Here is a 13,406-nt window from a genome sequence, read left to right on the forward strand (position 1 = left end):
GGGCTACCCGCGCGCTCGAAGCCCTGAAATGGTCGCTCCGCTGGCGGCGAGCTGTTCGACATCAATCTTTAGATGGATCAGGCGCAGGCCCTTTTTGGCAGTCGCTTGGGCCAGGGCCTCTTCGAATTCGGCCGTGGTTGAAACTGCAGCGGACCATCCGCCAAAAGCTGCGCCGAGCGCTGCGAAATCTGGATTGGTCAGCTCGGTGGCAGAAACGCGCGTGGGATAATCGCGCTCCTGATGCATGCGGATAGTGCCGTAAGCTCCGTTATCGACCACCAGCACCAGCAGGTTTGCGCCATATTGCGCAGCGGTCGCCAATTCCTGGCCGTTCATCAGAAAATCGCCATCGCCTGCGACCGCTACGACTGTGCGGTCCGGATATCTGAGCGCTGCTGCAATGCTGGCGGGCACCCCGTACCCCATCGCGCCTGATGTTGGGGCAAGCTGAGTGGGGTGGCCCTGATAGCGCCAATACCGGTGCCACCATCCGGCGAAATTGCCCGCTCCGTTGCAGATGATGGTGTCCGGCGGCAAGGACTCTCGCATTGCTGTGACGCAGGCTGCCATGTCGAGGGCGGGGGGATTGTCAGCAGGGGTATGGCTGGCCCATTGCTGCCATTCGCGGTGCGCGCTCGCGCCTGCATCAAAGGGGATGATGCTGGCATCGTCCCACAGGCTGGCGGCCTCGGCAAATTCGTCCATGCTGCATGCCATGGCGAGATCGGCCGGGTAGACGCTGCCGAGCTCATTGGGGTCAGGGTGGATGTGGATCAGCTTTTGATTGGCGGCATCGGCGCCTGTTTTGGGCGCAGGGACAGTGTATCCATCGGTGGTCGCCTCGCCCAAGCGCGCACCCACGGCAAGGATCAGGTCAGCATCTTTCACGCGGGCCACCAGTTTGGGATTGGGGCCATATCCCAGATTGCCAGCATAGACAGGTGAAGACGGCGCAATCGCATCCTGCCGGCGAAAAGCGGTCGCAACGGGCAGGCCGATTTTCTCGGCAAAGCTTTCAAAATGATCGCGCGCTTTCGCGTTCCAGCCTGCTCCGCCAATGATCGCCACGGGGCTGGCCGCATCGGCGATCATCGCGAACATCGCTTGCATGGCATCCGGGCACACGGCCTGGGCAGGGCGAGTGACCGCGGGGCGCGGGACAAGGTCAGCTGGCACTTCATCGCAAAGCATATCTTCGGGCAGGGCAAGCACGACAGGGCCGGGCCGCCCGGAAATGGCAACCGAGTAAGCGCGCGCGATATATTCAGGAATGCGCAGCGGATCATCAATGCGCGCTGCCCATTTGGAAATGGGGCCAAAGAAAGCAGGAAAGTCGATCTCCTGAAACCCTTCGCGATCGCGCATATCGCGCGCGACATCGCCGACAAACAGGATCATCGGCTGCGAATCCTGATGCGCCACATGCACGCCTATGCTCGCATTGGTCGCGCCGGGGCCGCGTGTGACAAAGGCGATGCCGGGCCGCAGCGTTTCGCCTGCGCTCAGCGCGCCGTCCGCGCACGCCATAAAGGCCGCGCCGCCTTCCTGGCGCACAGTCACAGTATCAATTCCGCCGGCATCATGCAGCGCATCGAGCACCGCGAGAAAGCTCTCCCCCGGCACGGTAAAAACCCGGTCGGTCCCTTGTATGGCCAGACATTCGACCAGCAAATCGCCTGCCCGTTTGGTGTGTTGCATTGTCATAATGGCGCGCTCTCCCTTGCGTCCTAGCGCTTAGCGAGGCGGGCATGGTCAATCAACGCGGTTAAAGGCGGGGCTAACTGTCCCGCTGTGCAACATGGCCGCGAACCGGGCTGGGCAATCGTTAAAAAAGTCTTAAGATTACGCTTATGTCTTTTGCAAGTCTTACCCAAGTTCGCATTCGGCCCACTCGCGATCCAGAAGGCGCTAAAACACTCGCGCCGGCTGCCAATCCGCGGTTCTCGGAAGGCCGCAGGGCGCTCGTCCTCACCGATGAGCAGGCCAATCATCCTTTCCGCGCGACGCTTCCCGCCCATGTGCGCGAAGATCTGCACGACATCCCGGCAGAGGCGCTGTGGCAATTGACGAAAGATGACGTGCGCGGTGCGGCGACAACCTATGTTGCGGCAACGGCGGCGATCCTCGCCTTTATTATTTAGGGGTATCGGCCTCTGCGCCTTGCAGGCTGCGCGCTGCGCCGGCCTCTTTCTCGGCTTTATAAAGTACCCAGCCAAGCCATGCTGCCACCACGGTCATGGCGGCTGCGAACAGCAATTGATCGACGACGGGTATGCCGATGCTCGTAAGCCCGATGGCAAAGATTGATCCGACCACCATCGATAGCGAATTGACGATATTGTTGGCCGCAATCGTGCGCGATGCGGCATCGTGTTCGCAGCGCGTCGTCAAAAACGCATAAAGCGGCACCACAAAAAACCCGCCCGCTGTTGATATGCCCAGCAGCATCAGGGAAAGCGGGATCGCGAGCGGTTCCAAAATCCATTCCTGCACTGGTAGCAATTGACCCGCTGCATTGGGCACCCAAGCTTTGGCAACGATGTAAAAGCCAAGCACAAACCCGCCCATTACGACCACCGAGAACGGCGAATAACGCGCAGACACTTCGCCTTTCAGCAAAGCGTTGATGCCCACTGATCCAATCGCAATGCCGACAGAAAAGATCACCAGAAACAGGCTGGCAACCTCTTTGCTGGCAAGCAGCTGGTTTTTGGCAAGCGGCGGAAACTGGATGAACAGCACCGCGCCAATCGTCCAGAAAAAGCTGATGGCGACGATGGAAAGCCAAATCTCGCGGTTGTCCCGCGTGTCGCGGATCAATCGCCAGCTCATCACGGCCTGATCGCGGATGAGGGTATGCGGCGCGCTCAAAATGCGCATCACCGGGTTCATCGGCTTTTTCAGCCATGGCTCGATCACCGGGAAATGCATTTCATAATCGCTTTGCGGCGGGGCGTCCGGCACGAAGCGCGAAACAAAATAGCCGACAAAAGATGTCAGCACGACCAGCACCATCGCCACTTCGACAGAGATAAACCCGGCCAGGATCGTGCCCGTCAGGATCGCGATATAAGTGCCCGCTTCGATCAATCCGGTGCCGGGCAGCACTTCTTCTTTTTCAAGGTGCTGGGGCAGGATTGCGTATTTGATGGGGCCAAGAAATGTCGATTGCGCCGCAGCCAAAAACACCACGAACAGCAAAAGCGGGATCGCAACCATATCCACCGCAATGCCTTGCCAGGCCATAAACAGCCCGATCGCGCCGAGCGTGGCCCAGCCTATCTCGCAGATTTTCACGGTTCGGATGATCGCGGCCTTGTCGCGCGTATCGGCCAATTGCCCGGCAAGCGCTGACATAATCACAAACGGCACGATAAAGATGACAGAAGCCAGCCCGCTGAACAAAGCTTCCTTTTTTCATCATTATAAACCGAATACACCACGAACAATACCAGCGCGGTTTTGAACAGGTTATCGTTGAACGCGTTGAAAAACTGCGTGACCATAAGCGGCAAAAAGCGCTTTTGGCGCATCAGGTTTGTCGATGTTGTCATGCGTTAGAGCGAGATGGCTAACCCTGCGCTGTTTCCCCGTGATCGTTTGACATAGCGATGAACCCCAATCGATCAAGGCGGCCTGCACAAGTCCTGTGCATGGCCTGCGCGCTTACCCTTTGGCTTATAGGTCAGAGCGGCTAAGGGATTGTGAACGTTATGCTGACTTTGCCCAACATCCTTACGCTGTCGCGCATTCTGGCTGTGCCATTGCTGGGCTTCTTCCTGTGGTGGCCCGAATGGAAGCTGGGATATCTGATCGGATTTCTATTGTATTGCGGGATTGCGATCACTGACTTTTTCGATGGCTATCTTGCCCGGGCGCAGGGGACCGTTTCAAAACTCGGCATCTTTCTCGATCCGATTGCCGATAAGATTATGGTCGCATCGGTCATTTTGATCCTGACAGCGCAAGGATATCTGCGCGGCCCCTATGTGGGCGATATCCATGTCATCGCAGGGGCAGTGATCCTGATCCGGGAAATTGCCGTATCGGGATTGCGCGAATTTCTGGGCGGCATCCAGATATCGGTTCCGGTCTCAAAACTGGCCAAATGGAAAACGACATTTCAGCTCATCAGCCTTGCCGCGCTGATCCTGGGCGGCGCGCTTCATGGCCAGCCTTGCCAATCGCTGGCGGCTGATTGCGGGACATTTGCGGACAATTGGATGCATGTGATCGGGCTGACGACATTGTGGGCGGCTGCCGTGCTGACCTGCATCACCGGGTGGGATTATCTGCGCGTTGGCCTGAAACATATGGAATGAGCCCGCGATCAGCCGAGGCTCACGCGAAGATTAACGGTTCATCGCAAGTTGCTCTCTGGCTGTCTGTCTGGCCCCTGTTTTTGAAAGAACCATTCATTTACGCGCAATGTCACAGCGTCATTTGGCGTTTGTGGACGAGAGCTGTGGTTAGGCACTCCGGCTTATGTTCACGTTAAAAAGAGGACCACACCAACAGGGATTCACACGGATCAATGCCGTTTTGCAGGAATGGGGCACATTCAAGATGTCTTGCAAAGGGAAACACCCTCCCGCGCATTGTTCGTGATACAGGTTAAGGAGTATCAAAATGACTTTCACAACGAAAAGCGCAGCCGCGCTGGCTGCAACTGCCATGATCGCAGGGACCGCATCTTTCGGCGTCGCAGCGCAGGAAACCTACGGCCAGCCGGCCGCTGCCGAACAGGGCGAAGTGCTGACCACTGTTGTCGGTTCGCCGCCTGCTGATCTTGATGGCCTTACCGAAGGGCCGGATGTCGAAGGCATCATCTCGGCGCGCACTGGCAGCGATCTGCAAGTGACTTTGAACGACGGCACCAACACCGTGGTGACATTGAGCGAAGGCACCCAAATCCGCGCATCGGGCGGCTTTCTCGGCCTCAACCGTGACAATCTGGGCGCTGATGCACTGCTGAACGGCCTGCCTGTCAAAGTGGACACGGTGGAATGGGCCGGATCGCTTGTTGCGACAAAGATTGCGCTGAAGAACAAGGATCTGCGCACCGCAAACATGATCCGCAGCGGCACCAATCAGCGTTTCGGCCAGAACGAAGCTGACATCGCTGCCAATGCTGCCGCTGCCGAAGCTCTTCGCGGACGGTTTGGCGACATTGACAAATACAATGTGCGCGGCACCACCAATGTGTTCTTCGACACGGGCAAGTTTAATCTGTCCGATCAAGCGCGCGGCGAACTGTGTCAGGCGGCTGCCCAGGCAGAAGCGATGGACAATGCGCTCCTGCTGGTGGTTGGTTACACCGATTCAACCGGAAGCTATGAAGTGAACCAAACGCTCAGCGAAAAGCGCGCTGGCCGGGTTGTGAATTACCTTCAGCAGCAATGCGGATGGAAGCCGTGGCGGATGCTGGCACCTTCGGGCTTTGCCGATTCTGATCCGACGGCGGACAATTCAACCGCTTATGGCCGTTCGCAAAACCGCCGCGTGGCTGTGAATGTGCTGGTCAGCAAGAGTGTTGACGGGCTTTAAGGTCCGCTTCGCAGATTGCGATTGCTAACACAAAAAGGGCGGAACAGTTGATGCTGTTCCGCCCTTTTTTCACGTCAGTTTACTGGTAGGAGAACCGGGGCGAGCCTTAGAGGTTTTGCGGTTCAACAGGTTTCCACATGGCCGGATCATCTTCGCTTGCCTTGGCAGACTGTCCGCTCGCCGATGCCGAAGCGCCTTTGTCGATCCCATCGCCAAGGCCTTTCACCACAGCCGCTGATGTGCCTGCGTTAAACGTGTTCTGCTTTGATCCTGACGAAACCAGCCCGCCCAGATACTCAAAGATCTGCGCGACCCTGCTTTTGTCCTTGGGCTTTGCGATGCGCATTTTCTTGCCCGGATCGATCACGACGAATTTCCCGCCGCGCACCAGCACAGCGCGCGCTGTTTTGCTGGTGCTGATCACATCGCCGGGCTGCAAGACGGTGCCTTGCGCGCCATAGATCGGTTTGTTGCCGCGCGTGACGGTCACTTGCCCGTCGGCATCCGAAATCGTCCAGCTTGTATCGCTGGCCATGGCTGCGCTGCTTGCGAAAAACGCTGTGAGAATACAGAGAAGTTTGGAAAATTTACCCATGTTTTCAGCCCCAAATCGCTCAAGTTCGGGACGTTAAATAGCGTAAACCATTTGGCATCGTGTTGCCGGGAAGAGTTAACAGGAGCTTTCCGAAAACGCCGCGGCGCCCTCGTAAAACCCCTTATCCGGCGCGCAATTCTTCGGCAAGCAGCTTGAAATCAGCCTCACGCGGGGAGTTTTTACGCCACACCAGCACAATCTCTCGCCGTGCTGTGTCGCTTTTGACAGGGCGCGCAACGACATTCGTGCCGCCAAGAATACCAGCCTCAATCGCCATTTCGGGCAGCATTGTCAGCCCCAGATCGTGGTCGACCATTTGCACCAAGGTGTGAAGGCTCGTCCCGATCATCGCCGCGCTGGCGCGCAATTCAGACCGGTTGCACGCCGCCAGAGCATGATCGCGCAGGCAGTGCCCATCTTCGAGCAGCAATAAGCGCCCTTCGGAAATCGCAGGTTCGATCATGTCAGGCGGGATCAGGGCAGGGGGATCGCGCGGGTCATCCTTGGGAAAGGCGACGAACAGCCGGTCATCGCTGATATGCTCAATCGCGGCATCACCGGTGTCGAACGGCAAAGCCAACAGCACGCAATCCACCCGGCCATGCGTGAGCGATTCCATCGCATCCTGGCTGGTTTCCTCGCGCAGCATCAATTTGAGATCGGGCCGTTCTTCGCGCAGACGCGGCAGAAACCGTGGCAGCATAAATGGCGCGATGGTCGGGATTACGCTCATGCGCAATTGCCCGGATAAAGGCTTGCCCGATGCCTGGACCAGATCGGACAATTCCTCTGCCTCGCGCAGCAGCCGGCCTGCTTTTTGCACGACCTGTTCACCCAATGACGTAAAGCGCACCACCCGGCGCGATCGTTCAACCAAGGTCACGCCCAACAGCGATTCCAATTCGCGCAGGCCAGCCGACAGCGTCGATTGCGACACATAACACGCATCTGCCGCACGCCCGAAATGGCCGTGTTCATGCAAGGCGACGAGATATTGCAGCTGTTTGATCGTGGGGAGATAGGTGCTCACCGCCGGCTCACTCGGCTGCCAGCGCTTCTTCCATGCTGGCTTGCATGTCGTCGATATGGGTCATGGTGAGCTTGCCTTCGCGCACGGCAAAGGCGGTTTTGCCTTCGACAAGTTCCAGCGCATCTTTGCCGAACACTTCATACCGCCAGCCTTGCAGCACTGACAGATCGCGCACACCGGCGGCCAGCGCTTCCATCTCATCTGCGCGGGTTAGCAAGCGGGCTGCGACATCAATTTCGCGCGCGCGGATTTTGAGCAGCAATTTGAGCAGGTCGGCAACCAGCGCGCCTTCTTTACCCAAAGGCGCGCCGCGTTTCATTTTTTCGGGCATTTCCGATTTGGGCAGAGGCTGTGCATCGGCGATGATTTTCATCAGCCGCTTGCCAATATCATTGTCTTTCCACGCGCTGGAAAGCCCGCGAACCTTGGCCAGATCGCCCTGTTTTTTCGGCGGATGCGATGCAATGTCAGCCAGGGTTTCATCGCGCATAATTCGCCCGCGCGGAATGTTCTTGTGCTGCGCTTCGCCCTCGCGCCACGCGGCAAGCGCTTTTAACCGGCCCAGCACTTGCGGATTGCGCCCCGGTGATCGGATGCGCTTCCACGAATTGTCAGGATCAATCAGATAGCGCGAGGCATCGGCGAGTTTTTCCATTTCGGCATTGAGCCAATTGCCGCGATCTGTTTTTATCAGTTTTTTCAGTATCTTGGGGAAAATCTTCGACAGATGCGTCACATCGCCAATCGCATATTCGATCTGCCGATCGGTCAGCGGACGGCGGCTCCAATCGGTAAACCGTGCGCCCTTGTCGATGGTGATATTCAGCCAGGTTTCCACCAAATTGGCATAGCCGATCTGTTCCGACTGGCTGATGGCCATCATCGCAATTTGCGTATCGAAAATCGGGAAAGGCGTTTTGCCCGTCATATTGACGATGATCTCAACATCTTGCCCGCCTGCATGGAAGACTTTCAACACGTCATCGTTTTCGCACAGCAGATTGAGCAGCGGGGTCATATCCAGCCCGTCTGCCAGCGGATCAATCGCGGCGGCTTCTTCGGTGTTGGCGATCTGCACCAGGCACAATTCCGGCCAATAGGTGTTTTCGCGCATGAATTCTGTATCGACCGCGACAAATTCGGATTGCGCCAATCGGTCGCACAAATCGGAAAGAGCATCGGTGGTGGTAATCAGATCATGAATTTTCATATCATCTCTTGCGTTTGAGCGGAGTGCCGCTCGCGGACCCAATCCTGGTCCATGGGGTTTCAAAGGCGCAGCCGCCATCGGCCACGCGCTTAGAGTGTTACGCAGAAAATTGATATCTGTTTAGGGCTGGCCTCCACACTGCCCACAATTGCGGTGATTAAGCGGTCCGTTCCGGTTTTCGGTTTCCGCCGCGAGTGGTCCTGATCAACCGGGCACATCCACCGTGACATAATCTTCATCGCATTGGGCCGCGATTGCCTCAAATGCTTCGGCCATTTCTACGAATTCGTTGTCATTTTCGATTGCCTTCATCTCGCTTGAAACCGCCTTCGCGACCTGAGAGCGCGCTTTATCATCCAGCTTGCTTGCCTCAATCATCTGATCGAGAAGAACTCCGAATTCCTCGGCATTTGCCGCCTTTTTGGTCGCAATTTCAGCGATGGATCGCTTCTGTTCCTCACTATCGCTTGTTTCGGCCACAATGTTATAGATCGTTGTCAGGCGCTCGTTAACGACCATGCAGCGGGTCACTTCCGTGTATGCTGCGGCCGAGGTGTCGAGCGGTTCTGTTTGCGCCGCCGCCTCAGTTTGCTCTTCGAACCCTTCCTCAAACCCTTCCTTGAAATCGCTGCATCCAGCCAGTGATACACTTGCCGCTGCAATGATGATGCCCGCTTGTTTCATAAACTTGCCCCCCTCGCTTTGATTATGCTCAATATGAAAAGCGCAGCGTTTGGGAATAACGGGTCAAAAAACTTGAAGGGGGTGACCGATTGCAGGTGAACCGCTAGAGCGCGCGGCAATGGGAGCGAGAGCACGCAAAAGCTCTTCGCTTCGACGTTCACAAATATTGAGAAACACGACCACGATGACCATGCACGCATACCGCTCTCACAAATGCGCTGATCTGCGCGCCAGCCACGTTGGCGAAACCGTTCGCTTGTCCGGCTGGATCCACCGCATCCGCGATCATGGCGGGGTGCTGTTTGTCGATTTGCGCGATCACTATGGGATTACGCAGATTGTTGCGGACGAAGATTCGCCTGCTCTGCCAGTGTTTGAAAGCCTGCGCGCTGAATCGGTGGTGACCATTGATGGCGAGGTAAAGGCGCGCACGCCCGAAACGGTGAACAAGGATTTGCCGACTGGCGATATCGAAGTGTTTGCGCGCGCGATCACGGTGCAGTCTGCCGCTGAAGAGCTGCCGATGCCGGTTGCAGGTGAGCAGGACTATCCAGAAGACATTCGCCTGAAATACCGTTTCCTCGATCTGCGGCGTGAAACCATGCACCGCAATATCGTGCTGCGATCTCAGGTCATTTCCTCGATCCGCAACCGGATGGTGGAACAAGGCTTTACCGAGTTTCAAACGCCAATCCTTACCGCGTCCAGCCCCGAAGGTGCGCGCGATTTTCTGGTGCCGTCGCGGATGCAGCAAGGCAAATTCTACGCACTTCCGCAAGCGCCGCAGATGTTCAAGCAGATGCTCATGGTGTCGGGTTTTGACCGCTATTTCCAGATCGCGCCTTGTTTCCGCGATGAAGATTTGCGCGCTGATCGTTCACTTGAGTTCTACCAGCTCGATTTTGAAATGAGCTTTGTGACGCAGGAAGACGTGTTTCAGGCGCTGGAGCCTGTGCTTGGCGGCCTGTTTGCAGAATTTGCCGGTGGCAAGACAGTGACGCCTGTGGGTGAATTCCCGCGTATCCCTTACGCCGAGGCGATGCTGAAATACGGCAGCGACAAGCCCGATTTGCGCAACCCCCTGATCATCTCGGATGTTACCAGCCACTTTGAAAAATCGGGTTTTGGCCTGTTTGAAAAAATCGTTGGCGGCGGCGGTGTGGTGCGCGTTGTGCCGGCGCCCAAAACCAACGAGAAAAGCCGTAAGTTCTTCGATGATATGAACAACTGGGCGCGGGGCGAGGGCTTTGCTGGCCTTGGATATGTCACGCGCAAAGGCGGCGAATTTGGCGGGCCGATTGCCAAAAACCACGGGCCGGACCTGATGGCGAAGCTTTATGACGAGCTCGGCCTAGGTGATGATGATGGTCTGTTCTTTGCCGCCGGTAAGGAAGCGGATGCTGCAAAACTCGCTGGCGCTGCTCGCACGCAGGTCGGCGAACAATTGGGATTGATCGAAGAAGGCTGCTTCAAGTTCTGCTGGATCGTCGATTTTCCCATGTTCGAATATGATGAAGACGCGAAGAAGGTCGATTTTTCACACAACCCGTTTTCCATGCCGCAAGGCGAGATGGACGCGCTCGAAACAATGGACCCGCTCGACATCAAAGCGTGGCAATATGACATTGTGTGCAACGGTTACGAGCTGTCATCCGGCGCGATCCGGAACCACCGGCCCGATATCATGTACAAAGCGTTCGAAATTGCGGGCTACACCAAAGAGGATGTGGACCGCGAATTTGGCGGCATGATCGAAGCGTTCAAACTGGGCGCGCCGCCGCATGGCGGGTCTGCGCCGGGCATTGACCGGATTGTGATGCTGCTGGCCGGTGAAGAGGCGATCCGCGAAGTGATCGCGTTCCCGATGAACCAAAAGGGCGAAGACCTGATGATGGGCGCGCCTTCGCAGGTTGATCTTGCTCAATTGCGCGAGCTTTCGATCCGTGTTGTGGAGCCGCCGAAAAAGCCGAACTCGTAAAGGGGAGGGGCAGGGCGCTTTGCTCTGCCTATGACCCAGCAAAAACGCGCCATTCATGCTTTTCTAATCTAGGTCCCGCAATAGACATCCAGATTTGGGGAGGTAGAACATGGGCGCACACGGCAAATACACAGCATCTTTGATCGCACTGGCGGCTTTAGCCACTGCGGTTCCTGCGCAGGCTGAAACGCTGCGATTGGGCGCGCATTTGCCAGCTGGCACAGATGCAGCGCTTGATGTGGAAGCGATCGCGGTTGATGATCTTGGCGGCGCAAAAGGCAGCCAGCTTGCGTTTGAGCTGAAAGAGTCCTTGCGAAAAGCGACGGTGGAAGACGAGCCCTGGTTTGACGTGATTGTATTGGGTGCGGGGCCAGTGGATGCGGTCATTCAAGGCAGCGCCGGGGTTGATGCATCAGTGATTGAGCTGGAACCCAAGCGAGAGCGCAATTGCGACGAAAAGAATGATGATGGCAAATGCATTCGATACCGTACCGATGTCTATGAATGCAGCCGCACCGAGGTGACGTTTTACCCCGACATAGAAGTCGTAGGGCAGGATGGACGTCTCATCTATGCCTCACGCGATTCAATCAATCGCACGAAAGAGATTTGCGCCAACATTGGACCTCCGCCGTCTATCAGTGAAATCACCGATGGGTTGGTCAGCAGCTTTGCATGGCGCATGCGCAACGCGCTTGCCCCGCGTTACCACGAGCGGGACTATCGCATTTTGGAACGGAGAAAAGGTCTAGAAAAAGCGGATCGCAAAGCGTTCAAAGCGGCTGTAAAGCTCACTAAATCGAATGAGGATGCTGCGTGCGAAGCGTTTAAGGCGCTTGAAGTGGGCAATCCGTCGCAGGTCTCTGTCTTGTTCAATGCAGCTATGTGCCATGAACGCGCCGGGGATTTCGGCACATCCTTGGCGTTATTGGAAAGAGCGCTCGTGATTGAACCGCAAAAGCTCATGGCGCTGGAATCGGTTGATCGGGTGGAAGGTTGGATGAAGGCAGAGGACCAATTGGCGCAGCGCGCCGATATACTGACCCGGCGCTATTCTGCCTCATCCGGCGTTCAATCTGCACCTGAGGTCGATGAAGCTACAGCAGATGGTGCAATGGTTGAGCCAGCCGGAACTGATTAATCTGTAACCAAATCAGTCATTGCTGCTAACGACAGGTGATGACGTTTTCTCGCCGTTCCGCGATTTTTGCAGGATTTAGCTCTGTGGCGGCTCTGCCGCTTTATGGTTGCGCATTGGCCGAAAGCGGCCCTGCTGGCGTGACGCGCGTATTTGTCATGGGCGCTATCCATGGCCGTCACCGCACAAGTGAGCGTTACTCGCTCGATGTGCTGCGCAAGGCGGTGCGTGCGGCCAATCCCGATGTTATCCTCTCAGAAATTCCGCCTGACAGGATTGATCAGGCCGTGACCTCGTTTCGCGAAACCGGGGAAATTGACGAGCCGCGCACGCAGGTTTTTCCTGAATACACCGATGTCGTCTTCCCTCTAAGCCGCAAGATGGATTTCCGGATCCTCGGCACAGCCGGTTGGACCCGCGAAATTGCCGATAATCGCAGCGCTGCACTGAAGCGTATAGAAAACGATCCGGCGCGCGCGCAGCAATGGGCCGAGCACCGTGCTGCATTGCAGGAATATTCCCGCGCGATCGCGGGCAGGGGCGATGATCCGCTGTTCATCCACACGGATGAATTTGATCTTCTCGTCGAAGCATCACGCACCCCTTATCAGCGATTTTTCGACGATGATCTGGGCCTGGGCGGCTGGACGCAGATCAACAAAGCGCACACTGATCTTATCAACAGCGCGCTCGATACGATTTCCGGGCAAGGGCTTACAGCGGTCATTATGTTTGGCAGCGCGCATAAGTATATGATTTTACGCAGTCTTGCTCTGCGTGATGACACCGAGCTGCTGGATAGCCGTGATTTGTTTGCCTGACCGGGCAAATTTCGCTTTTCTGCGGTGCGCATCTTGACTTGCACTTAATGAAACCGACCTTTAGGGCATCCGATAGATTTCAAACCCCCAGAATTAAGAGGGAAACACATGAGCGATACTGCCGACCGCGTGCAGAAAATTGTTGTCGAACACCTTGGCGTGGAAGGCGATAAAGTCACACAAGAAGCCAGCTTCATTGATGATCTGGGCGCAGACAGCCTCGACATCGTGGAACTTGTGATGGCTTTCGAAGAAGAATTTGGCGTCGAAATCCCCGATGATGCGGCTGAGAAAATCTCGACCGTGGGCGATGCGACAAAATTCATCGAAGAGCACAAGGGCTAAGCCTTTTCGGGCCGATCCGGTCCCGACTGTCCCGCAATTATGCGGGCACCTATCTTGC

The 13,406-nt window shown here is 56.5% G+C and carries 12 protein-coding genes and 1 pseudogene; 7 read left to right on the forward strand and 6 right to left on the reverse strand.

All coding sequences use genetic code 11. The features are described 5' to 3' along the window. Nucleotides 1-3: 3 nt before the first annotated feature. Complete coding sequence (locus AC0V6L_RS11980; protein ID WP_486155130.1) at nt 4-1,698, reverse strand: thiamine pyrophosphate-binding protein; 1,695 nt, start codon at nt 1,696-1,698, stop codon at nt 4-6. 152 nt (nt 1,699-1,850) lie between these two features. Between AC0V6L_RS11980 and AC0V6L_RS11985 the strand changes: the two genes are divergently transcribed. Further along, nucleotides 1,851-2,141 carry a hypothetical protein gene (locus AC0V6L_RS11985; RefSeq protein WP_486154449.1) on the forward strand — a complete coding sequence of 97 codons (291 nt, stop codon included), beginning with the start codon at nt 1,851-1,853 and terminating at the stop codon, nt 2,139-2,141. Here AC0V6L_RS11985 and AC0V6L_RS11990 read toward each other — a convergent pair. Further along, a pseudogene (locus AC0V6L_RS11990) lies at nt 2,134-3,554 on the reverse strand (MFS transporter). The gene AC0V6L_RS11985 and the pseudogene AC0V6L_RS11990 overlap by 8 nt on opposite strands. A 159-nt stretch (nt 3,555-3,713) precedes the next feature. Here AC0V6L_RS11990 and pgsA point away from each other — a divergent pair. Continuing rightward, on the forward strand, nt 3,714-4,322 hold the full coding sequence (gene pgsA / locus AC0V6L_RS11995; RefSeq protein ID WP_486155131.1) for a CDP-diacylglycerol--glycerol-3-phosphate 3-phosphatidyltransferase: 609 nt from the start codon (nt 3,714-3,716) through the stop codon (nt 4,320-4,322). A gap of 307 nt (nt 4,323-4,629) precedes the next feature. Further along, nucleotides 4,630-5,547 carry an OmpA family protein gene (locus tag AC0V6L_RS12000; RefSeq protein ID WP_486154450.1) on the forward strand — a complete coding sequence of 306 codons (918 nt, stop codon included), beginning with the start codon at nt 4,630-4,632 and terminating at the stop codon, nt 5,545-5,547. A gap of 106 nt (nt 5,548-5,653) precedes the next feature. On the opposite strand, the gene AC0V6L_RS12005 is transcribed toward AC0V6L_RS12000, so the two are convergent. The 4 genes from AC0V6L_RS12005 to AC0V6L_RS12020 all read right to left on the reverse strand — a co-directional run bounded on the left by AC0V6L_RS12005 (nt 5,654) and on the right by AC0V6L_RS12020 (nt 9,066). Then, nucleotides 5,654-6,082 (reverse strand): hypothetical protein, encoded by a 429-nt coding sequence (locus tag AC0V6L_RS12005; RefSeq protein ID WP_486154451.1) that lies wholly within the window; start codon nt 6,080-6,082, stop codon nt 5,654-5,656. A 181-nt stretch (nt 6,083-6,263) separates the two neighbouring features. After that, a complete protein-coding gene (locus AC0V6L_RS12010) occupies nt 6,264-7,172 on the reverse strand; it encodes a hydrogen peroxide-inducible genes activator (protein WP_486154452.1) in 909 nt (302 codons plus the stop codon). A gap of 7 nt (nt 7,173-7,179) precedes the next feature. After that, a complete protein-coding gene (gene rnd, locus AC0V6L_RS12015) occupies nt 7,180-8,382 on the reverse strand; it encodes a ribonuclease D (protein ID WP_486151088.1) in 1,203 nt (400 codons plus the stop codon). A gap of 204 nt (nt 8,383-8,586) precedes the next feature. Continuing rightward, entirely contained in the window at nt 8,587-9,066 is a 480-nt protein-coding gene (locus AC0V6L_RS12020) for a hypothetical protein (RefSeq protein ID WP_486154453.1), read from the reverse strand. Between the two features lie 190 nt (nt 9,067-9,256). Here AC0V6L_RS12020 and aspS point away from each other — a divergent pair, with 190 nt between their 5' ends. The 4 genes from aspS (at nt 9,257) to AC0V6L_RS12040 (ending at nt 13,348) form a co-directional block, all read left to right on the forward strand. Continuing rightward, entirely contained in the window at nt 9,257-11,044 is a 1,788-nt protein-coding gene (gene aspS / locus AC0V6L_RS12025) for an aspartate--tRNA ligase (RefSeq protein ID WP_486155132.1), read from the forward strand. Nucleotides 11,045-11,153: 109 nt separating this feature from the next. After that, nucleotides 11,154-12,185: a hypothetical protein gene (locus tag AC0V6L_RS12030; RefSeq protein WP_486154454.1), complete on the forward strand. Its 1,032-nt coding sequence runs from the start codon at nt 11,154-11,156 to the stop codon at nt 12,183-12,185. Between the two features lie 38 nt (nt 12,186-12,223). Then, nucleotides 12,224-13,003: a hypothetical protein gene (locus AC0V6L_RS12035; protein ID WP_486154455.1), complete on the forward strand. Its 780-nt coding sequence runs from the start codon at nt 12,224-12,226 to the stop codon at nt 13,001-13,003. Nucleotides 13,004-13,111: 108 nt separating this feature from the next. Beyond that, the gene (locus tag AC0V6L_RS12040; RefSeq protein WP_067596821.1) at nt 13,112-13,348 is read left to right on the forward strand and encodes an acyl carrier protein; all 237 of its coding nucleotides are present in this window, start codon (nt 13,112-13,114) and stop codon (nt 13,346-13,348) included. Nucleotides 13,349-13,406 lie beyond the last annotated feature (58 nt).

This window comes from Erythrobacter sp. JB1-15 (genome assembly GCF_057365035.1).

Bases quoted from the DNA above. Each gene is read 5' to 3' on its own strand.
- AC0V6L_RS12000 (WP_486154450.1), top strand. From the start codon at position 4,630: ATGACTTTCACAACGAAAAGCGCAGCCGCGCTGGCTGCAACTGCCATG.
- AC0V6L_RS12005 (WP_486154451.1), bottom strand. From the start codon at position 6,082: ATGGCCAGCGATACAAGCTGGACGATTTCGGATGCCGACGGGCAAGTG.
- AC0V6L_RS11985 (WP_486154449.1), top strand. From the start codon at position 1,851: ATGTCTTTTGCAAGTCTTACCCAAGTTCGCATTCGGCCCACTCGCGAT.
- AC0V6L_RS12020 (WP_486154453.1), bottom strand. From the start codon at position 9,066: ATGAAACAAGCGGGCATCATCATTGCAGCGGCAAGTGTATCACTGGCT.
- pgsA (WP_486155131.1), top strand. From the start codon at position 3,714: ATGCTGACTTTGCCCAACATCCTTACGCTGTCGCGCATTCTGGCTGTG.
- AC0V6L_RS12035 (WP_486154455.1), top strand. From the start codon at position 12,224: ATGACGTTTTCTCGCCGTTCCGCGATTTTTGCAGGATTTAGCTCTGTG.
- AC0V6L_RS12040 (WP_067596821.1), top strand. From the start codon at position 13,112: ATGAGCGATACTGCCGACCGCGTGCAGAAAATTGTTGTCGAACACCTT.
- AC0V6L_RS12030 (WP_486154454.1), top strand. From the start codon at position 11,154: ATGGGCGCACACGGCAAATACACAGCATCTTTGATCGCACTGGCGGCT.
- AC0V6L_RS11980 (WP_486155130.1), bottom strand. From the start codon at position 1,698: ATGCAACACACCAAACGGGCAGGCGATTTGCTGGTCGAATGTCTGGCC.
- aspS (WP_486155132.1), top strand. From the start codon at position 9,257: ATGCACGCATACCGCTCTCACAAATGCGCTGATCTGCGCGCCAGCCAC.
- rnd (WP_486151088.1), bottom strand. From the start codon at position 8,382: ATGAAAATTCATGATCTGATTACCACCACCGATGCTCTTTCCGATTTG.